The sequence below is a fragment of the Methanosarcina subterranea genome, from assembly GCF_055385895.1.
On sequence record NZ_AP042426.1, the window covers coordinates 1883937 to 1907027 of the forward strand.

20 protein-coding genes, 1 tRNA gene and 1 pseudogene are annotated in these 23091 nt (G+C 39.9%); 8 read left to right on the forward strand and 14 right to left on the reverse strand.

Translation table 11 applies throughout. The features are described from left to right. Positions 1–433: 433 nt before the first annotated feature. The 4 genes from ACZ5A8_RS08335 to ACZ5A8_RS08350 all read right to left on the reverse strand — a co-directional run bounded on the left by ACZ5A8_RS08335 (position 434) and on the right by ACZ5A8_RS08350 (position 5407). A complete protein-coding gene (locus ACZ5A8_RS08335) occupies positions 434–1228 on the reverse strand; it encodes an ABC transporter ATP-binding protein (RefSeq protein WP_464534063.1) in 795 nt (264 codons plus the stop codon). 98 nt (positions 1229–1326) lie between these two features. Then, entirely contained in the window at positions 1327–2532 is a 1206-nt protein-coding gene (locus ACZ5A8_RS08340; protein WP_464533304.1) for an ABC transporter permease, read from the reverse strand. A 42-nt stretch (positions 2533–2574) separates the two neighbouring features. Further along, positions 2575–3849: a COG1361 S-layer family protein gene (locus ACZ5A8_RS08345; protein WP_464533306.1), complete on the reverse strand. Its 1275-nt coding sequence runs from the start codon at positions 3847–3849 to the stop codon at positions 2575–2577. Between the two features lie 181 nt (positions 3850–4030). Continuing rightward, the gene (locus ACZ5A8_RS08350) at positions 4031–5407 is read right to left on the reverse strand and encodes an alanine/glycine:cation symporter family protein (RefSeq protein ID WP_464533307.1); all 1377 of its coding nucleotides are present in this window, start codon (positions 5405–5407) and stop codon (positions 4031–4033) included. Positions 5408–5705: 298 nt separating this feature from the next. Here ACZ5A8_RS08350 and ACZ5A8_RS08355 point away from each other — a divergent pair, with 298 nt between their 5' ends. After that, positions 5706–6071 carry an ACT domain-containing protein gene (locus ACZ5A8_RS08355; protein WP_464534065.1) on the forward strand — a complete coding sequence of 122 codons (366 nt, stop codon included), beginning with the start codon at positions 5706–5708 and terminating at the stop codon, positions 6069–6071. Between the two features lie 101 nt (positions 6072–6172). On the opposite strand, the gene ACZ5A8_RS08360 is transcribed toward ACZ5A8_RS08355, so the two are convergent. The 4 genes from ACZ5A8_RS08360 to nikR all read right to left on the reverse strand — a co-directional run bounded on the left by ACZ5A8_RS08360 (position 6173) and on the right by nikR (position 9713). Next, positions 6173–7426: a calcium/sodium antiporter gene (locus ACZ5A8_RS08360; RefSeq protein WP_464533309.1), complete on the reverse strand. Its 1254-nt coding sequence runs from the start codon at positions 7424–7426 to the stop codon at positions 6173–6175. A gap of 207 nt (positions 7427–7633) precedes the next feature. Next, positions 7634–8203, reverse strand: a complete 570-nt coding sequence (locus ACZ5A8_RS08365) for a GNAT family N-acetyltransferase (protein ID WP_464534067.1) — start codon at positions 8201–8203, stop codon at positions 7634–7636. 317 nt (positions 8204–8520) lie between these two features. Next, the gene (locus ACZ5A8_RS08370; RefSeq protein ID WP_464533310.1) at positions 8521–9090 is read right to left on the reverse strand and encodes a GNAT family N-acetyltransferase; all 570 of its coding nucleotides are present in this window, start codon (positions 9088–9090) and stop codon (positions 8521–8523) included. Positions 9091–9290: 200 nt separating this feature from the next. Continuing rightward, complete coding sequence (gene nikR / locus ACZ5A8_RS08375; RefSeq protein ID WP_464533312.1) at positions 9291–9713, reverse strand: nickel-responsive transcriptional regulator NikR; 423 nt, start codon at positions 9711–9713, stop codon at positions 9291–9293. Positions 9714–10560: 847 nt separating this feature from the next. Between nikR and ACZ5A8_RS08380 the strand changes: the two genes are divergently transcribed. After that, the gene (locus tag ACZ5A8_RS08380; protein WP_464533314.1) at positions 10561–11316 is read left to right on the forward strand and encodes an FKBP-type peptidyl-prolyl cis-trans isomerase; all 756 of its coding nucleotides are present in this window, start codon (positions 10561–10563) and stop codon (positions 11314–11316) included. A 151-nt stretch (positions 11317–11467) separates the two neighbouring features. After that, positions 11468–11553: transfer RNA gene (locus ACZ5A8_RS08385), tRNA-Ser, on the forward strand. A 129-nt stretch (positions 11554–11682) separates the two neighbouring features. Here ACZ5A8_RS08385 and ACZ5A8_RS08390 read toward each other — a convergent pair. Further along, on the reverse strand, positions 11683–11907 hold the full coding sequence (locus ACZ5A8_RS08390; protein ID WP_464533315.1) for a hypothetical protein: 225 nt from the start codon (positions 11905–11907) through the stop codon (positions 11683–11685). A 94-nt stretch (positions 11908–12001) separates the two neighbouring features. On the opposite strand from ACZ5A8_RS08390, the pseudogene ACZ5A8_RS08395 reads away from it, so the two are divergent. After that, a pseudogene (locus ACZ5A8_RS08395) lies at positions 12002–13157 on the forward strand (IS630 family transposase). 493 nt (positions 13158–13650) lie between these two features. On the opposite strand, the gene ACZ5A8_RS08400 reads toward ACZ5A8_RS08395, so the two are convergent. Next, positions 13651–14826, reverse strand: coding sequence for a sensor histidine kinase (locus tag ACZ5A8_RS08400; RefSeq protein WP_464533317.1), 1176 nt, complete (start codon positions 14824–14826; stop codon positions 13651–13653). Between the two features lie 307 nt (positions 14827–15133). On the opposite strand from ACZ5A8_RS08400, the gene ACZ5A8_RS08405 reads away from it, so the two are divergent. Together ACZ5A8_RS08405 and ACZ5A8_RS08410 are read left to right on the forward strand one after the other, a co-directional pair. Next, positions 15134–15475: a ribbon-helix-helix domain-containing protein gene (locus tag ACZ5A8_RS08405; protein WP_464533318.1), complete on the forward strand. Its 342-nt coding sequence runs from the start codon at positions 15134–15136 to the stop codon at positions 15473–15475. Between the two features lie 434 nt (positions 15476–15909). Then, the gene (locus tag ACZ5A8_RS08410; protein WP_464533320.1) at positions 15910–16335 is read left to right on the forward strand and encodes a hypothetical protein; all 426 of its coding nucleotides are present in this window, start codon (positions 15910–15912) and stop codon (positions 16333–16335) included. 132 nt (positions 16336–16467) lie between these two features. On the opposite strand, the gene ACZ5A8_RS08415 is transcribed toward ACZ5A8_RS08410, so the two are convergent. From ACZ5A8_RS08415 to ACZ5A8_RS08430, 4 genes are all read right to left on the reverse strand, one after another. Further along, the gene (locus ACZ5A8_RS08415) at positions 16468–16752 is read right to left on the reverse strand and encodes a ferritin family protein (RefSeq protein ID WP_229390735.1); all 285 of its coding nucleotides are present in this window, start codon (positions 16750–16752) and stop codon (positions 16468–16470) included. A 100-nt stretch (positions 16753–16852) separates the two neighbouring features. After that, positions 16853–18106 (reverse strand): acyltransferase family protein, encoded by a 1254-nt coding sequence (locus tag ACZ5A8_RS08420; protein WP_464533321.1) that lies wholly within the window; start codon positions 18104–18106, stop codon positions 16853–16855. A 587-nt stretch (positions 18107–18693) separates the two neighbouring features. After that, positions 18694–19809, reverse strand: a complete 1116-nt coding sequence (tnpB, locus tag ACZ5A8_RS08425; RefSeq protein ID WP_464533323.1) for an IS200/IS605 family element RNA-guided endonuclease TnpB — start codon at positions 19807–19809, stop codon at positions 18694–18696. A 263-nt stretch (positions 19810–20072) separates the two neighbouring features. Continuing rightward, complete coding sequence (locus ACZ5A8_RS08430) at positions 20073–20237, reverse strand: hypothetical protein (RefSeq protein ID WP_464533324.1); 165 nt, start codon at positions 20235–20237, stop codon at positions 20073–20075. 169 nt (positions 20238–20406) lie between these two features. Here ACZ5A8_RS08430 and ACZ5A8_RS08435 point away from each other — a divergent pair, with 169 nt between their 5' ends. Continuing rightward, positions 20407–21603, forward strand: a complete 1197-nt coding sequence (locus ACZ5A8_RS08435) for a peptidase U32 family protein (RefSeq protein ID WP_464533325.1) — start codon at positions 20407–20409, stop codon at positions 21601–21603. 394 nt (positions 21604–21997) lie between these two features. Continuing rightward, complete coding sequence (mch, locus tag ACZ5A8_RS08440) at positions 21998–22963, forward strand: methenyltetrahydromethanopterin cyclohydrolase (protein WP_464533326.1); 966 nt, start codon at positions 21998–22000, stop codon at positions 22961–22963. Positions 22964–23091 lie beyond the last annotated feature (128 nt).

Below are 23091 nucleotides of genomic sequence, written 5' to 3' on the forward strand. Positions count from 1 at the left end.
AGTAATAAAGTGACCACTACCTGGCTAATACAATAACAAATAATCCAGTAATGTCCCCGCAAATCCCCTTTTAATCTCCTGCTATATCCTGTATAATCGAAAAACTATATAATTCTATAAGAAGCATATTTTTCATTCTGTCTTTTACATTACATATCTAAGAAATAATACCTGAACTCTGCACTGTAAAGTCTGAGATACTTTCCCTGATTCTGCAAACCATTCTTTAACTCTGGGAGCGCGAATTACATCGGGAAAATCACCTTCCTCGAAGAGTGTCAGCCAGGCAGGTGGGGCAGTTCGCGCTCAGATCTTACGCATTCCTCCGCCAGCCTGTCCGGAAGCCCGTCGAAAAAGTCCAGAAGAGAAGAAAGAAAAACGACCTGAATAGGTAAAGTACGATAAAGGCCGTTTTAATTATTTGATGCCGCTTTTATTCTAAAATTCCATCTTTTAATCTTATCACCCTGTCAGCATATGCAGCATGCCAATCTTCATGCGTGACCATTACGATTGTCTGCCCCATTTCTTTGTTGAACTTTTTAAAGAGGTCCAGGACTTCCTTTGAAGTTTGAGAATCCAGGTTGGCACATGGTTCGTCTGCGAAAAGGACTCTTGGATTATGGGCAAGAGCGCGAGCGATCGAAACTCTTTGCTGCTGGCCCCCGCTCATTTTGGAAGGAAGCTGGTGAAGACGGTCCCCTAGTCCAACTGCTGTAAGGATTTCGGCTGCTGCTGATTCGTACTCTTCTTTTGTCTTGCCCTGCATCATGAGGGAGATATAGACATTTTCGGAGGCGTCCAGTTCCGGAAGGAGGGCATAATCCTGAAAAACATACCCCAGGTTATGAAGGCGGAATTTGCCTTTCTCTCTGTCAGGCATGCGAGAAGTGTCTGTTTCATCTATAATGACTCTTCCGGAATTTGGGGTATCGAGAAGTCCCAGCTGGTTTAAGAGAGTGGTTTTTCCGGAGCCGCTTGGACCCATGATCGCAACAAACTCCCCGCGCCGGATTTTCACATTTACACCTCTAAGAGCTCTAACCTGCACTTCCCCCATTTTAAAGGTGCGGACTATGTCTATTCCTTCTATAATTATATCGCTGTTTTCCCCTGGAGTTGTTTTCGTCTCAATTTCTGTCTTGTTTCTATTTTCCTTCTTTTCGGGCTCACCCTTCATCTCATTTTTCATCTCACCTTTCATCTCATTTTTCATCTCACCTTTCATCTCATCTTTCGCTTCTTTTTTTACTTTATCTTCATGTTTCGTTTTTACTTCCTCTTTCACTTTATTTCTTACTTCATTTCCCATTTTTTTCACCCCTTTCACTTACCCCAGATAAGGTCGAGGAGGTCTTTTTGAGCTAGTTTGTAGGCAGGAATTACAGAGCCTATTATGGAAGCAAGAAAAAGAAGGAATGCCCTGTTTATAGCTTCTGCATCATCAAGTCTAAGACTCATAGCGCCCAGGGGAATTTCTACGGGGTTGGATTCGGTATAAGGGACAAGCCCAAAGCGCATAAAGGCATAACCGAGTATGATCCCTGTGCCGGCATAGAGCATTGCCTGAAGCACGAAAGAAGCAACGATCACATTCTGCTCTATCCCGATTGCTTTCTGGACCCCAATTTGCCGCTTTTTATTTACGATATTAACGTAAATTACCACGAAGATTATCACAAACGCTATCAAAAGCCCGATTGCATTCATAATGTTCCTGACAAGGCCAAGGGTGTTTTCAATCAGGCGGAGGATCCCTGCAAACTCATGCCATGTGCGGATATTTTCCCTTACGCCCAGGGAAAGGAGGGCATTTCTGGTTTCGTACTCGTCCGTGCCAGCTGTTGTTTTTACAGCTATTTCCTGGGCAAAGTCCCTATTTTCTATACCAAGCATTTCTTCCATATCGGCTTTGCTGAGGTAAGCTGAAGCGTCAGCCATGAAGTAACGGGTTGTATAGATGCCTTTTACCCTGAACTCCCGGGTTTTGCCGCTAACTGTGAGCTCAACAGTATCGCCTACCTCAACGCCTCCCAGAGACCTTGACTCCATCAGGGCTCCGAAACCTCCTGAGACCTCCCTTCCCAGAATGATCTCACCCCTATCAGGCCTGCTCAGGAATTCTCCGCTTATTATGGCATCCTCAAGGCCGGTTACAAAGATCTCGTCCGCAGGGTCAATCCCGTAAACGGTACCACCCATTTCTTTTTCCTTATAGCGGAAGTTTCCTGTGGTCTTCAGGCGGGCAGAAGTCCCTACCACCTGGGGAAGGCTTTCTATCTTCTTCTGCAGGGCTGACGCGCTCTCTATATAGCGTTCTTCTTCCGTCGGTTCGACCACGACGTTTCCGGTCTGGAAGTCTACCATAAGCTCGTTGAACTTGAGCGTAACACCTGCCAGCATACTTGAGAAAAGCACCAGCTGAACAAATATCAGGGTCAGCACGAAGACCGTAAAGATTGTAATCCCTTTATTGCCCCGTACAATTGAGCGGCTGGCAAGAAAAAAGGAGACTTTGGCCTTTTCAAGCATAATAAAGCTCCTGTATATCTTATCTCTTTTCGTTTCTCCGGCTTAGAGTTTGCCTTTCTTTTTCAGATAAAAGATTACAACTGCAAGGACCAGGACTGCACCCAGTACAAACGGAACAATGCTTTCGCGCGTTCTGATTACATTGAATGTCAGGACTTCACTGAACCTGTGCTCCCCGAAATCGTCCTCGTACTCTACAAGCAGTGTTACCTCCTGTTCTCCTGTCTTATCAGGAATAAAGGTAAAGACTACAGGGGCATCGTCGTCTTTTTCTAGCCTTCCGAGAAAAGCGTCTGTACTGCCGCCTCCTTCAAGCCCTTCGAGCCTGGCTTTTACAAAGCGGGCTTCTCCTTCCCCTACATTTTCAAGTCTCAGGATCATGGAAGCCTTCTGGCCTCTCTCAGGCATTTCAGGGTCAAATTTGAGGCTTGCAATGTTAATTTTCGCCCGGTTCAGCACATTCACCCCGATCTCCTGGGACCTGTTGATCTGAAGGGTTTCAGCTTCGTTTGATGCGGTTATCCGGAGAGGAATCCTGTAAGGCTGCACACCTGTGTTGCTGCCTAAAAGGAGTTTGAACGATACGTTTTCCGAACTTCCGGCACTCAGATTTTCAAGGAAAAATACATTGTCCTGCATAGGAATCATGGGTGAAGAGCCGTTCAGGTCAAGCACGACGCGGACATTTTTTGCATTCCCGTTCCCTGCATTTTTTACTGTAGTTTTAAGATAGAATTCTTCCCCTGGCACAAGAGCCCCGGAAGAAAAATTTCCCCCATTTGCCGGAAGGATTTCCGTGCCTATAAGTACAAGATCAGGGTTTCCCTCCACCCGGATAGGAATCCTTCTTGAAAAGCTTGTTATATCATCATCTTTGATGGTAAACTCAAGCTGGTGGACTCCTGACCTTGCTCCTGAGCTGACACTGAAGTGGAAATTCAATTCGACCTTTGAGCGCTGCCTTATCTGTTCAATTTGAAAATCGCGTTCTGTATTCGTCCCTGAGCCGTACACCCCTGAAGTGCTGTATTTTAAAATAAAAGGGTCAAGTTGTTCGATCCCTATTTTCACGTTCTCCGCCGGTTCGTCTCCTGTGTTTTCAATATTGATTTTTATGAGCAGGTCTTCTCCTGGCCTTGCCGGATTCGGGGTAATTTCTGCAACCTCAACTCGAAGATGAGTATCTCCGGAGATTACAACCGCAGATGCCGGGGTTGTCAGGAATGCTATTATTATCAGCGCCATAACTACAAAACTGAACTTTGTATTTCCCTTATTTACAGTACCCTGGTCTTTTCCTTGAAAGGTGAACTTCATGGGCAACAATCCCCTGTCTGGTCTGGTGAACATTATAATTAACAATTCTCAGGCCTGTAACTAACAATCTTAGGGCCTGCCTTATAACCGTTGTACTTTGTTTACAACCTGCATCAGGTTGTATTGTTTATTTTTCAGGCTTTAATCGGAACTCAGTTTTTGATTCCAAGTTCTTCAACTCTCATTCTTCGGCTTTCAGTTCTTCAAAATACTGTATAGTCTCAGTTTTAATGACCTTTCTCAGCGCCAGGAGAGCTATCAGGTTTGGAATTGCCATGAGCCCATTTACAATGTCTGCCAGGACCCAGATCACATCAAGAGTCAGAAAGGCGCCCGAGGCAACGATAAGGATATAGATTATTTTGTAGGGAAGAATTCCCTTTACCCCGAAGAGAAATTCCGTACAGCGTTCACCATAATAATTCCACCCAATAATGGTTGTAAAGGCGAAGAATATGAGTCCGACTGTTACAATATAGCTCCCGATTTCTGCGAGTTCGGTCGAAAAAGCGTAGCTCGTCATGTACGCCCCTGAAAGATTTTCTGTCCAGGAACCTGTCATAATGAGCACGGTTCCGGTCATCAGGCAGACGACAATTGTGTCGAAGAAAGTCCCTGTCATGGAAATAAGCCCCTGCCTGGCTGGTTCCCTGACCTTTGCAGCTGCAGCTGCTATGGGCGCGCTTCCGAGGCCGGACTCATTTGAAAAGATCCCTCTTGCAATTCCCATCCTCACTGCAAGCATTACTCCTGCTCCAAGAAAACCACCTCTTGCTGCAGTCCCTGTAAAGGCCGAACTTACTATAAGAGCAAAGGTTTCAGGGATCTTTTCAAGGTTCAGTCCGATAATTAAAAGGCAGCCCAGAACATAAGCCACTGCCATAAAAGGCACCATCAACTGAGCAACAGCTGCAATTCTCCTGATCCCGCCAAGGGTCACAAAAGCTACAAGCAGGCTTATGACAGCTGCACTGAGGATCTCAGGAACGTTAAAGGCAATCCTTGCTGAGTCAACAATAGCATTGACCTGCGGGAAGATCCCTATCCCGAAAAGCGCTACGTTTATCCCGAAGAAGGCAAAAAGCGAGGCAAGTATCTTGCTGTACCTTTTATGCCCAAGTCCGTTTTTGATATAATACATGGGACCCCCTGACATCTGCCCATTCGCATCCATCGTCCTGTATTTGACTGCCAGGAGAGACTCGGAATACATGGTGGCCATCCCGAAAAAAGCCGCAAGAAACATCCAGAATAGCGCCCCTGGACCTCCCGTTTTTATTGCAGTTGCAACCCCTACTATATTTCCTGTCCCGATGGTTGCCGAAAGTGCGGTGCTGAGTGCTGCAAAGCTTGAAATATCTCCCTGTACTCCAATCTCGCTTCTTCTTGATTTCAGGACATACCTGAGGGCAAGGGGCAGACTTAAAACTTGAATCAATCCCAGGCGCCATGTCAGAAAAACTCCTGTCCCAACAAGCAAAACCAGAAGAGGAGGTCCCCAGATGAACTCATCTATTCTCGTAAGGGTTTCAAGTAAATCCATGCTCAGCAGTTCCATTCAAGCCAGCTCCGGTTAAAGATAAAAATTAAAAGGTAATACCGAAAGATAAAGAAACGGTTTTAACTAAGTATTTGTTCAAGGCTGGTCTTAAAAGTTGATGTTTGCGCCCCTTGAGTTTAGAAAAGTTGTTCTTGGAGCTTCGGGAGCCAGATGGAGCAGCAATCCAGACCAGGGCCGGTGTCTGAGATAAAAAATCTGATAATAAAAATTAGCCCGGTATAAATCTAATACAAAAAAAGGAGTCCTCTATAAGCAAAACAAACTTACTCTATCCATCCTTGGAGGCAGGTTCAGTATTTTCAGGGTCGAAAAGGAGTCTGAAGTTCCTTCATGGGTGTATGGAAGCAATTTCTTTTCAATTACGAGTGCTTCTGAAGAACTTTCAGTTGTCTGCCAGGAAAGCAGTATCCCTGCAGATATTCCTGCAGATATTCCTACAGACATCCGGGCTGAAAAAAGATGGAGCTGCCTGAAATTTGAGGGACCTCTGGATTTCGGGCTGACAGGGATTCTTGCAGGAATCAGCAGAACTCTGGCTGAGAACGATGTCAGCTTATTTGCCATTTCAACTTGTAACACTGACTATATTCTGGTAAGGGAAACAGGTCTGGAACGTGTAACAGGAGCCCTTAAAAAGGAGCACGGCATTCGAAAACCCTGAATTGAGAGGAAAAATCTGTTTTTTGAATCTTTTTCCTGATGGCTCTTATTAGTATGTTGATAATATGTTGATTTTATCCGATATTTTTTCGGAGCGGTTTCTTATCCGAGACTAAAGATAAAAACCATGAAGCCGGAGTAGAGGAGGATGAGGATAAGCCCTTCGAACCTTTTGATTCTCCAGCCTGTCCGGATAAAGAGGAGAAGCAGGAGACTGATAAATAGCATGAAGGGAGTTATGTAATAGACGCTGATTCCGGTTACCGTGAGGGGGTTGACAAGCCCCGAAAAGCCCAGAATCAAAAGGGTATTTGAAATATTTGACCCTATTACGTTTCCAAGAGCTATGCTGGCATAGCCGCTGCGAGCTGCAGAAATAGTAACCATCAGTTCAGGAATGGATGTCCCGATTGCAACAAGGCTTATGCCGATAAGAGTCTCCGGAACCTCCAGAAGCAGGGCAAAAAATATTGACTGTTCTACAAAGTATTTGGCTCCAACAATTATAGCAATCACGCCTGCAATCAGTTTGATAAACTCTATTAAAAGGTTGCTTTCAGAAAGATTTTCCGCTTCATTTTTTATTTCGGGTTCGCTTTCGGCTTCAGTCTCTATACTGGTTTTGTCGAGTTCTACTGATCCTACTTTATCCTCTGCCCGAATCTCTTTTATCTCTTTTATCTCTTTTAGATCTCCCATCTCTTTTATCTCTTTTAGATCTCCCATCTCTTCTTCCGTTTTTATTTCTCTTTCCGTTTTTTCACGGCTCTTTTTTACGGCCTCCTTTATTCTTTTTTCTTCTATTCGTCCTCCGACCCCTGTTTCAATCCTTGCTTTTAAATCAAAAATATACTCAAACTTGAAAAAATAATTCATAAAATCTTTGAAATAAATATCTTCTTCATGTTTTTTCACCTTGTCGAGCAGGAACAGAAGATAAACCAGGTATAGCAAGAGAAAAGTGAAGGCTTCGATCCTTGAAATTCTAAAATCCAGAACAAAAAGTAAAAAAAGAAAGGCAGAAAACAACATTATATATCCGTCTCTTCTAAGCATTAACTCTTCAGTCCTAACATTTGACAGAAGGGCAGCGGTGCTCACGATAAGTCCTATGTTTGCGATATTTGACCCGAGTACATTGCCTATGACTATTCCGCTTGCCTGTTCGAAGGATGCCGTAAGGGAGGAGGCAAGCTCAGGTACAGATGTCCCGATAGACACGAGGGTTAGTCCGATTATAAACTCAGAAACCCCAAACCTCTTTGCAATTAATGATGATGACATTACAAAAAGGTCTGCCCCTTTTACAAGCAGCAGAAGTCCGCCAACAAAAATAAGAACATTAATTAAGTACACATTGAAATGTGAACTCGATTTTTATTTAAACATATCCTTTGAGCTGCAGTACTGGACAAAGCTGCAATACTGCATAAAGCTGTAACCGACAGGAAAGAATGAAATTTCATCAGGTAACGCTTTATTTAAATATCTTGTCAGATAAATCTTTACTGAAATAGAACGCCTAAAGAAAAATGTCAATTTTAAAAACAATTGGGGAGCTAATCAGGCAAGTTTTAACTCCATCTTGTAACATTTTTCTTTCTCGCCACATATGTCTTCTATTTTTTTTACTATCTGAAAACCTATTTTTTCGTACAACTTTATCGCAGGGATATTGTTTACATTTACATACAGGAGAATAGAAGATATTCCGTTCAGCTTCATTTCTTTTATGCTTTCTTCCAGAATCTTCCTGCCATATCCCATTCCTCTGAATTTTTTGTCGATTGCAATTGAGTAAACGACGGATTTTTTTTTCAGTCCTTTGAACGAAAGTTCTGGTTTCAGGTAGTATATGCAGTAACCTGCAACTTTATCCTGATTTTTAATTACGTAAAAGATCTTTCTTAGTTTCTTTGAGTACTTTAGAAGCTTTTCCTGATTCTTACTATCAAACCCTTCTGCCTGAATTCTAAGAATCTCCTGTAGCATAGTTTCATTTACAGGTACAATATCTTCCTTCTCAGTATATCTCCATTTCTTTAAAATATGGGCCCCCATAGTATCTCGCAGCAGCTTCTTGAAACTTGTGAAGTATGAAACGAATCTTACATAAATTTGTTTGGGACCCATGGAATTACCTTTAAGCGGAGGGTCATTACTATAATTCTCCGTGAGTTTTGTCGCTTCTGCCATTAAAAAAAACTCTCTCCTTTGCTGCTGATATAAAGTTATGGGTTAAAGGCATACTGAACTGTAAACTGCATTTTTATTTAAATGTACCCTTTGAATCCTGAACTGACATAGAAGGCGTTTGTAAGGAAGTATGCCGTACAATAGTCTGAAAGTTACTATCGTATAAAAAATCTGTTGTATAAAACATTTTCACCGGGAACGGCAGCAATAAGTGCTGGCTGTAAAAAAGTACTGTACTGGAAAACGTACGAAAATTAAAAAAGTTTCAGCTCCATTTTATAGCATCTTTCATTCTGGCCACATAGGTTTTCTACTTCTTTGACTACGAGGAAGCCTGTTTTTTCATATAATTTTATCGCAGGAGTGTTATTTACGTTCACGTACAGGAAAACAGTCAATACACTATTTAGCTTCATTTCTCTTATACTCTCTTCCAGTAGCCGCTTGCCAAATCCCTTACTTCTGAATTTCCTATCAATCGCAATTGAATAAATGACGGCTTTTTTTTCAAACCCCCTTAGAGAAAAAGTCGGTTTCAGGTGGTATACGCAGTAGCCTACAACCTTATTTTGGCTCTTAATTACATAAAAGATATTCCTAAATTTATTTGAATCTTTTATAATTTCTCCACGTCTTTCTTTTTCAAACCCTTCTGCCTGAATTCTAAGAATTTCCGGAAGCACGGTATTGTCAACGATCTCAACGTTTTCTTTCTCTATTTGCTTCCATCCCTTTAAAAGAAAAGTTCCTGCCGTATCCAGAACTGCCTTTTCAAGACTTTTTAAATATAAATTTGGTTTTGAGTGAATTCTTGCGAGATTCATAAATCTCCCTTAAATGCAGTATCGACATAAATAAAACAATTACTTTTATAGAAAGTTCATGTTAAGTAGTATATCGATAACTTGATTTTTTCCAATCCGGGTTTTACAAAAAAAATCCTGAAAATTTGTCGTGAAAGCTGTGGATAGATGAATTTTAAGCTGGGCGTTCAAGCAGATAAATCCTTTTTCTACCCTTTCAATTATTCTGTCCTCTCTTCAGGCACGGTTGTCAGTCTTGAATGTTTGACTCCTTTTATACTCAGGAGTCTCTGGGCGAGCTCTACTATTTTTTCTCCTTCTCCTTCCAGAATTATCACTTCAAAACAGAGATTCCCCTCCATATGAAAATGTACGGAAGAGTTTATCATATCCATATATTCATGCTGAATTTCTGCCAGGGTACTGGTTACACCCTTTTTCGAGCAATCATATACAATAGAGATTGTCGCAGCCCTTGTACCTTTTATCTGTTGCATCCATTCATAGTGCTGGTTATATGTCCTTATGGCATCCCTTATCCCTTCCGAACGAGAGGAGTATCCCCTCTTCATAAGGGCCTGGTCAAATTTATTCAGAAGTTCCCCTGGAAGGGAAATTCCGATTCTCATAAGTTTTTTTTCCATATACCCCTCCTGAATATGAAAAACCCTTTCTGCAAGGCTTTTTATGTCTTCAGTTATTCAACTGAGTGAAAAACCAAATCAAGCTGCCTAAACATATAAAACCCACTATATTTCCGAATCCCCATTAAATATAATATTCAATCTTATATTTAATATTTTATCACATTCGGAGACCTAAATGATATGAAAAATGAAAGTAAGAGGGCGAAAATAAGAAGATGAGAATAACAAGATGAGAATCGGAAGATAAGAATAAAGAGGATTAGAATCGGAAGATAATAAGAAGATGAGAATTAAGAAGATGAGAATAAAAAGATGAGAATAAGAAGATGAAAATAAGAAGATGAAAATAAAAAGATGAGTAAAAAGATGAGAATAAGAAGATTAGATGACCTGGTTCTAAAAAAGATGTTTCTTTCAAAATCATACTGAAATAGATAACTCAATTGATGAGATGACGGCTTGAATAGCAATGTCCGGACAAAAATTCTCCTGCCGGAACTTCTTTTCCTGTCTGGCAGGGCTGCGAGAAAGGGCATTTTTGCCCTGAAGATTGGTTTCTAAGGCAGAAGTGAGAGTGACTTTTCCTCCTGTTTTCAGGTCTGATCTTTTCCATTAGTTCTTTTTAATGGCGACGGGTACGGGTTCAGAGGTAATTTCCAGTAAGTTATAATTTTTACAATGACCAGTGAGGTTTCAGATAACCCTGTTTATTCCCAAAAAGCTTATTAAAGCCAGAGTTCTATAGCGTGAAACGCGTTTACTCTGAAAGTTCAGGAATTAACTGATTAAGGATGAATTTCCTTACCTATCAAGTTTAATTAATTTAATATAAGAGTTGAGAATTATGGCAATCCAGAAAGGCGATTTTATAAAGTTAAGCTATACAGGTAAGTTTGAGGACGGCAGGACTTTCGACACAACAGACGAAGAGCTTGCCAAAAAAGAAGAGATCTTTAACCCCCGCGGTCTTTACGGCGGAGACGTCGTTATTGTCGGGGCAGGGCACACCATTGAGGGCCTTGATGAGGATCTTGAAGGAAAGGAAGCTGGCTATTCCGGCACAGTCTCAATCCCTCCGGAAAAGGCATTCGGTCCGAGTAACCCCAAGCTCATAGAAACCGTTTCCATAACAAAGTTCCAGGACAGAAATGTTCACCCTGGCCTGCCTGTTGAACTGGACGGCAGGAGAGGAATTGTCAGCAGGGTTATCGGCCGCAGGGTCACTGTAGACTTTAACAGCCCACTTGCAGGCAAGACCGTTACCTACGAGTACACCATTGAAAAGGTCCTTGAAGACGACGTTGAAAAAATCCAGGGTCTCCTTGCCCTATACACTGGCATGCGCGACACGGAAGTCGAAATCGCTGATGGTATCGCAAAGATCAATGTGTCTACAGGTCTGACCTTTAACCAGCGCTGGCTCATGGCTAAGAACAGGGTTGCATCCGAACTCTTCAAGTATGCCGGTCTCAAAGAAGTTCAGTTTATTGAAAAACTAACAGCTGAGTCTGAAGCCGAAGTACCTGCACCTGCAGAACTTGAAGTCGAGACTGAAGCTGAAACCGAAGTTAAAGAAGAGCCTTCAGAATCCCAGGAATAAATCTATCTGTACTTTACAAAATAGCGAAGAGTCCTTTCTCTTCGCAAATTTTATATATAATAATCAGGTTCTCTGTATACGCTCCCCGGAATATCAGGGCGACTTGTCAGGGTCTACCCGGAAAGCCAAAAAAAATCTATTCTTTCAACATGCTGAGGTAGCCCAGCGGACTACGGCGCCGGTCTTGAAAACCGGTAGTGCTCACGCGCTACGGGAGTTCGAATCTCCCCCTCAGCGTCTCATCCTTTTCAGGTCTCAAAAAATAGTCTTTTCCGTTCGTTTCTTTCTAAATATTTTCTCGACGAGTTGCAACATTTTCTTAATACTTATAACCATATCAGATTACATTGCTTATAGCTAAATGATTTAAATACCCAATATTAGCATTATTAGTTTCGTTGCAATAGCCAATCCAACTAATGTCACTATTACCATACCGACTGAAAATAGCATTCCGAGAATTATTGCCCCGAATACCCCCAAATGGGCTAGAGCAAATGCCTTGGTAAAAAAATTACATTCCTCAATAAAATTAAGTTCTTGTTCGCCATCTTCAGCTTTTTGCGTACCTTCTTTAGCAGTTGCCGCCATATGTCCGCCCACTACACGCTTAATGTTTAGCCTAGTGCTTCGATTCTGAATTATATGCATAAATCATTATATTAGTAAGACTATAAATGTACTTATGCCTCGCATAAGTCTTCGTCCCAAATTATCATTTACTCAACAAGAGTTAGACTATCTGACCAAGTTAAGTCGTTCCAGAAATCAAACTGCAAGCATTGTTGAAAGATCCAGGATTGTACTTTTAAGCTATCAGGGAAAAAACGATACTGAGATCTCCAGAGAGTTAAAAGTAGATTACAAAACTGTAAGACTATGGATAAAAAGAGTTTTGGATCTTGGAGTTAAAGAAGGCTTGGTAGACAAATCAAGAAGTGGAAGACCTCAAGATATTAATGCTGAATCACGAGCTTGGGTGGTCTCACTTGCTTGTATGAAACCAAAAGATCTTGGTTATCCTCATGAAATATGGACTCAGAGGCTCCTTGTTGAATATATCAGGGAGAATTGTATCAAAGAGAAACATCCTGATTTATCTTCGATAAATCAGGGAACAATTTCAAAGATTCTCAATGCAAGCAAAATAAAACCACATAAGATTAGCTATTACATTGCTAAAGTTGATCCCGATTTTGATCAAAAAGCAGCCAATGTCCTGGATACATATAGAGAGTCTAAAAGACTAAGTGAAAAAAAAGAAAAACGAAGAAATTAAAACAGTGATTATTTCTTACGATGAAAAACCAGGTATTCAGGCAATTGGAAATGTTTATCCAGATCTTATGCCAGTAGAAGGGCATTATTCTACAATAGCAAGAGATTATGAGTATAAAAGACATGGGACTCTTTCAATATTAGCTGGAATTGACTTGATATCTGGGATAATTTATTATAAAGTATTTGAGCAGCATAGAAGCTGCGAATTCGTTGAATATCTCAAAGGACTTGAGTCAACATACTTAGAAGAAAAAATCATAATTATACTGGATAATCTAAAAGTTCATACATCAGAAGAAACTCGGGAATACCTGGCAACGGTTCCTGATAAATTTGAATTTGTTTTCACACCCAAACATGCCTCGTGGCTGAATATCATCGAAAGTTTTTTCAGTAAAATGGTAAGGAGCGTGTTGAGAGGAATAAGAGTAGACTCAATGAATGAATTAAAAGAAAGAATTAGTCAATATATAAACCAGATTAACGAAAAACAAGTTATATTTACGTGGAGATATAAAATGGAAGAAATGGATGAAATGCCTGGTGGAATCACAGTCTAAAATGGCGTTAATTAGGAATCGATGCACTAGTTAAATATAATCAATAATAATTAGAGTTTGTAATGTATATAAGTCATTGAACTTGAATGTAATTCATTGGTCATCGGTTAAGATATTTTATCACCTTTATGCTATCGATTTTATAACAGAAATTGGCCTCAAATTTTAACATATTTACCTGAAATCGATATCCTGTTCCAGTTCAAACACCTTTTAAATTTTGGACATTTATCCCGTGAATGGATACAATCTATCATGATTCCTCACTTAACCCGAAGACGCATGGAAAAGTTTCTGAACTATTATCGTGACCGGAATTATCGTGACCGGAAGCTCGATTGATATTCCACATTCGAGATTTAGAGAAGTAATTTCGATTATTGGGATCAGTTCTGTACTAACATTTTATCCCCCACAGTTGCCACATGCCATAATCTGAGATAATATATTTACATCGGGAGACTGAAAATTTACACCCCGGCAAGCTCTAGTCTCACTTTTCCAGCGTTCGGAAACGGATACTGAATTTTGTCCCTCTGTCTCTTTTAAGTTCAATAGAACCTTCTATCTGCTCAACAAAAATATTTACAAGCTGCAGGCCCAGAGAATCTGTGTTTCGAAAATCCACCCATTCCGGGATTCCCTGGCCGTTGTCTTCTACGGTCAGCATAAATGGCAAGTTCTTTTCGTTTAGGTGGCCTGTTGCTGTACCTGAATCTTCAGGTTTTTTGTGTTCTTTTTCGTAATTTTTCATCCGGGAAAGACTTATGAGGATTTCTCCTTCTTTTCCAGCCGGAAAAGCGTACTTCAGGGCGTTTGAAATCAGTTCGTTGACAATAATACCAAGAGGTACTGCAGTATTTGTTTTCACATAAACCTGGTTGAGGTCCAGTTTCAGATTGATTTTTTCATTCCCAACTCTGTATGAACTGAAAAGACCTGCAGTAAGTTTTCGAAGATAGTCTGCAAAATCGATTGTGTCTGTTTCTCCTATGTAGAGTTCCTGATGGATCAGGGACATCGAGGCTATACGGTTCTGGCTTTCCCTGAGGGCTTCAAGGGTTCCTGAATCAGTAGACCTTTCGGCTTCGAGACTGAGCAGGGATGAGATCACCTGAAGATTATTCTTTATCCTGTGGTTAATTTCGTTTATACGTGCGTGTTCAATTTTTTCCAGGGAAATTTCTGCCAGTTTATGTCTGGTGATGTCGCGAACAAATCCCTGTATCTCTCCCGGTTTTCCGGAAACTGCGGGAGTTTTCTGGATAAGCTGCCTGACCCACTTTATTTCCCCATCCCGGTTTCGTATTCGATACTCAAATTCAGTAGAAACAGCCGGGTTATACATAGCTTTTTCCAGATTTTCAAAAACAAGAGATTGGTCTTCAGATACGACTATTTCTATCCATCTCATCTTACACGATAGAAAATCCTCTTTGCTGTACCCGGTTACATATTCTACAGCTCCATCAATGAATACCGGCATAAAGTTCTCATCTACCCTGAGTCCTATAAGGCCCTCGATGTTCTGTACGAGTAAACGGTAGTCATTATCCTCGGTCTGCAGGTTCTTTGCCGAATATCTGCTTTCGGGCTCATCTCTCCAGAAAAAAGCTGCCTCTTTCCAGGGTTCAGCATTCATTTCTGCTTTTTCTGCCTCGTGGTTCATTAAAAAAAGAGGAGCTAACAGGAGAACTATGCTTTTCATACGTCTTGCAGCCATTCGGGAAATTGTGGCGCAGCGCCCTGCTATTGTATTTGTCTTCTTATTCAGTATTTTCCCTCCTTTTTACAGTCTTTCTTTTTCTGTATTTTTACTCTATTTTTCCTGTACATTTCTATATCACTGGTGAATTAATCATATCATGGTATTAACTATTCTCATAAATAGTTTATTATCGGTTCTAATTTCATACAATTGTTTATATTATAATCAACGGTATGATTTAGTGATGAAAGAACGGTTCACTATCTCAATGGATGATGATCTTGCATCATGGCTTGACGGATTATGTGATGAAAAAATATTCAGCAGCCGAAGCCACGGAATAGAGTTTTGCGTCAAGCAGATCAAAAGAATGGATATCGAAAAAGTCGTGCTTTTACACTGGGGTAAAGAAGAAGTAGAACCTGTTTTCTTATCAAAAAAGAATGTTCAAATTCTTACCAGAATATCTGAAAAATTAAATCTCAGTCCTGAAGATACCCTGGGCGTTCTTTTATATAAGGGATTGGAGAATATAAGTAGAAATTCCCACGAATCGGAAAAAGAGAAAGGAATTAAAGAGGAGAATCTCAGAAGAGTTTTCTTTGAATAAAGCATAAAATACTTTCAATTAAATTAATGAACTACATGTGAGCTCTATTAAAGCATTATAATTTTATTCTATGCCTGTAAATACAGGTTTAAGATACTACTTTTTAGAATCTGATTATGTATGTATAATTCTGGAAATTCCGTTTTTCCGTTTTTCCGTTTTTCCGTTTTTCCGTTTTTTTGTTTTTCCAAGTTTTATATAACTTGTTAATTCTTAATTAATTTTATAATATTTAAAATTTTCTCACAAAGTTGGGGGGGGGCGCAAGTTTATTTACATAGATGCATTTTTCAGTTAACTGACAGATCTATAATCACCACCATTACTCTCAATATCGAAATTGATTCTTTATTGAGGTTTTATTTACTTTCAGCACGCTTGCTCATTTCTTATATAATCAAAGATGGTTTTATTTTCCGGATTTGGGGTTAGTAATGTTCATAAAAACACATTGTCCGGTTTGTGGCAACAAAGTGTACCATGATATCAGGCTGTCCGCTCTGGAACACCTTCTTTTTGAAGGGGAGAAGCAGGCTTGCAAATATGTGATTGAAAATATCAAGGTGCAGGATTCTTTAACTGAAGAAGAGCTGGTCAGGAATATTTTACACAGCCTGCAAAAAATTATCTATGACGGGATTGAGGTGGAAATCCTGATAGGGGTCCTGGAGGAAAATTACGGAGTTACGGAGGCCTGCTGCAAGGATCTTATAGAGAGGATTCAACTTGAGCTTCAAATGTACTGTCCTGACAGAAAGAGGCTTTATTTTGCTGACCCTGAAGAGCTTGGGAGTTACACGAAAAAAACGACTTCTAATTTAGTGTTTGATTCTTTTTCAGTCTACTTTATTTCTTTTTAATTTCCATCAATAATTTGTTCAGAGAGCGCAGTAAAAGGTCAAATAGCTAAAAAGTTAAAAAGATTATGTTAGTAAAATATTTGAAAGCTGGATTTTCCAGAAGAATTCTGGAAAGCCCAAAATCAGATAAATTTATTTGGATAACTCTTCTTCTACTTCTTCAGCTCCGGCTTCCAGTTCCTCTTTTTGCTGGGGGTCAAACCTGAGGAGGAGTGCCTGAAACTCTCCGACATGTGTTTTTTCTTCTTTTGCAATATCCAGAAGAATCTTTCTTATATCCTCATTCCTGGCCAGGCTTGCCATCTGCTCATAGAGATTTATAGCATCAAGCTCTGCAATAATTCCTGCTCTGAGGATTTCCTTGTCTATATCGTTTTCTGATACGTTTTTAAGGTCTACTGGTATTGTGGATAACAAATTTATCACCTTTACTATTATATCACACTTTTACAATTATAAGTGTTTTTATCATATCAAAAAAATTCTTGCATTTTATAACTTTAGCTTCTTATTATTTTTATTTATTGAAACCTGTGATAAATCTCGTATAAAGCAAGTTTTTTCCAGGGAATTGTCTATTTGAGAAATTATCTTTTAAATTTAGTTCCAGTTTTTGAACGTGATATGATACAAAAAACAATAGGGGGATAGCTACAAACACCATAGTGATATCGCGCAAAATTGAAGAACCTATAAAGTTTGTTCCCGAGTTCCACAGGTTAAAAAACGGTCTGTGGAATAAGTAAACACAGTATGAAGATGTAGCAATGTAAGTAAAGAATGAGCTTAAAGAGCTTGAGAATTTATCGTTAATAAACTTCATCGCAAATAAATACTCAAAAACACAGAACAGAACTATGAAAATATTTAAAAGTAGTGTGTCAATGAGGAACTGTAGTAAAGGTGGGTTAATACTCAGTAAGCCTGCTATACTGTCCAGCATAGATCTTACCATGGAAGAAGCTATTGTGCCGGTACCTGTATCAATTGTTACCGAAACTCTTGGGTCCAGAAGCAGAGATTCCCACAATCCCGTAACGATTGTCAGTACGAAGATAACCGGAAGAACTGCCAGCAGGACCTGAACAAGAGGCGTTTTCACGTGTATCTTTACGGCTTTTCCAAACTGGCTCTCCTTGCAGGTAAGGATTCCAAAAACGAATATAAGGAAAAACATGAAAAATCGGTGGTCAATAATATTGAAAGCTTTTGAGATCAAAAAGAATCCGAAATATATAATCAAGGAATAAAGCAAAAGGTGTTTTGTAGTCTTTGAAAACATAATCAGAAGCGGGTATATTGCATAGAAACTGATAATTAAACCCACAAAATACAGTGTTAGCATAGGGGAAGCATAAGCTGGAGAAAGCAGGATTTGCAGCCCAAGTCCATGTACAAGTACATTATAAAAACCAAACACATTCTCCGAATTAGGAAATACAAAGCCTGAGTTTAATCGCGGAGCAGATACAGAAAATACCAGTATAAATGTGGCGAGTGCAGCCCAGTAAAGAGGATAGATCCTCAGAAGTCTTTTTCTATAGAATCCAAATACATCTTGAAACGAGTTTATTGAGTGATTATTGTAATATATAAGGTATCCGCTCATGAATATAAAGAGGCCCAAACCCATGTTTGCAAAGTAAGGGTCAAACGCATAGAGTGCTAGCTTACCATAAGAAGAAAATAAATAACTACTCAAATGAGCTGGAATAATCATAATTATTGCTAACGCTCTTAAGAAGTCAAACACAATTATTTTATTGTTCATTCTACCGATTCCTACACGTTTTTTAAATAGTCCCAGAAATTTATTTCATAATGTTATCTAAGCTAATTCGAATTTTAGCTAACGGTTTCAAGCTTTTGCTTTAAGTGTAGAAATAAAGCTCAAATATATAATTATTGCTAAATGTAAGTCATTTACTGCTGCCTAAAAATGATATTATTCCGGGACTTATTATCTCATTAATTCCAATCAGCCAATATTAACCAATATCAGCCAATATCAGCTAATTCAACCAATACCAGCCAATATCAGCCAATTCAACCAATACCAGCCAATATCAGCCAATATTAACCAATATCAATTATTCAAAAAATATTAATAGGGAATATCGCCTGGTTTTAAGGTAATAGGGACATTACAGTACCAGCATGCTGATAAGGGACAAAAAGCAAAGCTCTTGAGTTCAGGTTTTACAGGATAAAATATAGTTAAATATGCTGTGTACTTTTTATTAAACGTGAACTACCCCCACCTGCAAATCTGATGATTTGCGAGGAAGGGGCTTCTTGCTTCATTCCTCGAACTACTGTTCACAAGTCCACAAGCCCATCCCCTACGTTCCGTAGGTGTCAGATAACTATTAGATTTTGATCTTGAAGAGAGAATTTTTTGATATTGATAGCGGCGTTTATATCTCTGTCATGTTTTGTTTTACAATCAGGACATTCCCATTCTCTCACTTCTAAAATTAATTCTTTATTATAATAACCGCAAACATTACATATCTTACTAGATGGTTCAAACGTCCCTATCCTCAAAACTATTTTTCCGTACCACTCAGCTTTATACATTAGTTTTGTAATAAAGCTTGACCATCCAGCATCAGATATTGATTGAGCTAGACAGTGGTTCTTTTGCATTCCTTTTACATTCAGAGTTTCCAACGCTATAGCTTGGTTCTCGCTTATTAATCTAAAAGAGAGTTGATGTTGGAAATTAGTTCTCTGGCTAGTAATAATCTCATGAATTTTGGCAAGATGATGTCTTGCTTTATTTCTATTTTTAGAGCCTTTCTGTTTTCTTGACACTCTTTTTTGAAGAACTTTAAGCCTTTGAAATGAGTTTTTCAGGTATTTCGGATTCTCTATTTTTTCTCCATTGGAAAGAACTGCAAAATCCTTAATACCTACATCAATTCCTATGGTACTTGATTCTGATATTTCTTGTTTTTCAGGGGGTTCTTCTCCGTCATCTACAAGAATAGATATGAAGAACTTTCCAGTATTTGATCTTGAAATAGTTGCAGTTTTCATTTCCCCTTCAAATCTTCTATGAAGAACTGCTTCAACTTCACCCAATTTAGGGAGCTTAATTACATTTCTATCAAAATCTACTGTATAATGTTGTGGTATTTGATAAGACTGTACTGGATTTTTCTTAGATTTGAAATTGGGAAATCCAGATTTTTCTCTAAAGAATTTTGTAAATGCTGATTCTACATTTACCAAAGAGACAAGTAGAGCCTGAGAATTAGCTTTTTTCAACCATTCATTAGAAGGTTTGACTTCATGAACTAAAATCCTTTGTAAGTCAAACCTTGATATTGATTTATTATTTTGTTGATAAGTTTTAATTTTCTGTTCTAAAGCCCAATTATAGACAAATCTACATGCACCAAAATGAAGAGTTATTAGTTCTTCTTGATTTTTATTTGGGTAGATTCGGTATTTATAGGCTTTTAACATACTATATTATATGGTTTAAAGAGATATATAAATTCCGTTAAACCTATTATAATGAAGTTGACGGCTTTCATCCCCCACCTGTCGGGCTACGCCCTCCGAGGAAAGGGACTTCCCGCCTTAGAGTTAAAAGCCGCTTTAATTTCTTACTAATTTACCAATTAAGAATAATTTTTTCTGTAAAATTAAAAAAGAGGAAAAAAATATTGATTGAATTTTAATGTGTGATCTTTGCGCACCTTTTAATGCACTTATTTGATTTCAGTTTAATCTTCTCCCATTTCCTTTCGGAATTCCACATAGTCTCTTTCGACTTCTTCGAGTTCGTATTCCATTTTATGTACCCCCATGTTCAAGACATTCACAGTCTTTACTTGTTTTCTTAGTCTATACGTGAAATCATTCTCTTTTGAATCTGACTTCATCCCCATTTTGAAAAATGCAGTACACTTATATATAGTTTTCCGTAAACCCGGTTATCCTTTTACTAATTGTCAAAAGTTTACATTTCTTACTATTATTTATGAGACTGATAAAAGCAAGAGAGTAATAAATGTAATAAGATATTTTTAAATTAAAGTTCGGGTATTTCCCTCTTTCATGTGTAAAAGTCCAGGACCGGAACTCATCATTGGCATCAGGAATCTTGCAGGGCTTGAAGCCTGTTACAGGTATGCCGATGCTGTCTATTTTTCAACTGATAAACTCAGCCTGCGGGCAAAGGCAAAAGAGATAACTCTTGGAAATCTGGAGGATTTTGTCTCCGAAGTCAGGGGAAGGGGTCTAAAGGCTTATCTGGCTGTAAACTCGACTGTAGATGAAGCCAGGCTTGACGAAGTAGAGGATGTGGTATCTGCAGCTATAAGAGCCGGAGTGGACGCAATTATTGCCTGGGATCCGGCTGTTATCCTTAAGGCTCGTAAAGCCGGGCTCAGGGTCCACATCTCCACTCAGGCAAACATCACAAACCACGAAACTGCAGAATTCTATAGAACTCTTGGGGCGGAGCGTATCGTTTTTTCAAGGGAACTTTCGTTAAGAGATATCCGGCAAATCAGGCAGCAGACCGAAGTAGAAGTCGAAACTTTTATTCACGGAGCGATGTGTATGGCAGTTTCAGGAAGGTGCCACCTATCGGCATATGCACTCGGGAAATCCGGAAACTGCGGAGAATGTACTCAGCCCTGCCGCTGGGAGTGGGAGCTTCACGGGGAAAACGGGCTTGTTATGGAAAGCGGGGGAAAATACCTTCTCAGCGCAAAAGATTTATGCATGATAGGACATGTCCCGGAACTTATTGAAGCCGGAATAGACGCATTTAAGGTAGAGGGCAGGCTGCGTGACCCCGGGTATCTTGAGACGGTCTCCCGCTGCTACAGGGAAGCAATTGATGCCTGCAAAGAAGGCAGTTATACCTGTGAAAAAGCAGATGCTTGGAGAGCCGAACTGGCTTCTGTGTATAACAGGGGCTTTTCAACTGGTTTTTACTTTGGAGTTCCTGGTCTGGAAGGCTTCTCTCCCGAAAAAGGCATGAACGCCTCGGAAAAGAAGCGCAGGGCTGCAGGGGTTGTAGAAAATTATTACCCCAAACAACAGGCTGCAGCGGTAAGGCTGCTTGAAGAAGGGCTTGTGGTAGGAGACGAGATCCTGGTCGAAGGAAACACTACCTATCTGAAACAGCAGGTCCGCTCTCTTATGAAAAAAGGCATCAGCCTGCAAAAAGCTGAAAAAGGGGATGAAATCGGGCTTGCCGTTGATGGGGAGGTCAGAAAAAACGACCGAATATTTATAATCTAATTAATGATATTATCTAAGCAAACTAGTATTATTTCATTAAAATATTATAACAGTATCTATATATTGGATTCTTCCTTATACGGATAACAGATTACAGAAACAACCAGAAGACTACGGAAATAACCAGAATATTAAGGAAAAACCTGAACTAGTTGACCTGGTTATTCAGTACTTATTTATTCAGTAACACTCATCTGGCAGGACAAACTTCCAGCCGGGGAAATCGACTCGATTGGTAGCCAGCCATCTGATCAATAATAGGTTTACAGCTAAATCCTGGCCTGTAGACGATTTCAATAACTCCGATAAACAATTTTGATAAATAATTTCGATAAACAACTTCGATAGACAACTTCGATAGACAATCCTCTTACCGATAAGTAAAGGTGATATTTTGATAAGCGTCAACGAAATGGGATCATACGTCATAGAAGAGATGCTCGACTGGAGCGAAGACCTGAAAACGGAAGTAATCAAGCTTGAAAATGGCGCCACAATTATTGACTGTGGAGTTAAAGCCGAAGGCGGATATGAAGCCGGAATGTATCTGGCAAGACTTTGCCTTGCTGACCTTGCTGACCTTAAATACAGCACCTTTGACCTCAATGGCATCAAATGGCCTGCCATCCAGGTAGCAACTGACAACCCGGTAATTGCCTGCATGGCTTCCCAGTACGCAGGCTGGAAAATCTCCGTAGGAGGTTACTTCGGGATGGGTTCGGGCCCTGCACGTGCACTCGGCTTAAAACCCAAAGAGCTCTACGAGGAAATCGGTTACGAAGATGATTTCGAAGCTGCGGTTCTTGTCATGGAATCTGACAAGATTCCTGATGAGAAAGTTGTCGAGTATATTGCAAAACATTGCAGTGTAGACCCCGAAAACGTCATGATCGCGGTTGCGCCTACAGCTTCAATTGCAGGCTCTGTCCAGATCTCGGCCCGCGTTGTAGAAACAGGCATTCACAAGTTCGAATCCATAGGCTTTGATATCAACTGTATCAAGAGCGGGTACGGAATTGCCCCTATTGCCCCTATTGTCGGGAACGACGTCCAGTGCATGGGTTCAACCAATGACTGTGTAATCTACTGCGGTGAGACCAATTATACTGTCCGTTTTGAAGGCGAGCTGGCTGAACTCGAAGACTTCGTAAAGAAAGTTCCCTCAACAACCTCAGGTGATTTCGGAAAGCCCTTCTACCAGACATTCAAGGCAGCAAACTTTGATTTCTTCAAAGTTGACGCAGGTATGTTCGCTCCTGCCAGGGTAACCGTAAACGATCTCAAGAGCACAAAAACCATCTCAAGCGGAGGCCTCTATCCCGACATCCTGCTTGAGTCCTTCGGAATCAGGAACGTTTGAGAGGGCATTTGCCTTTTCTTATTTTTCCTTTTACATTTTCTTATTTTTTCCTTTTGTTTTTTCTGCCCTTCTCTTTTGCTTTTTTGCTTTTTTGCTTTTTTTCTTATTTTTGGTCTTTCCTGAATCTT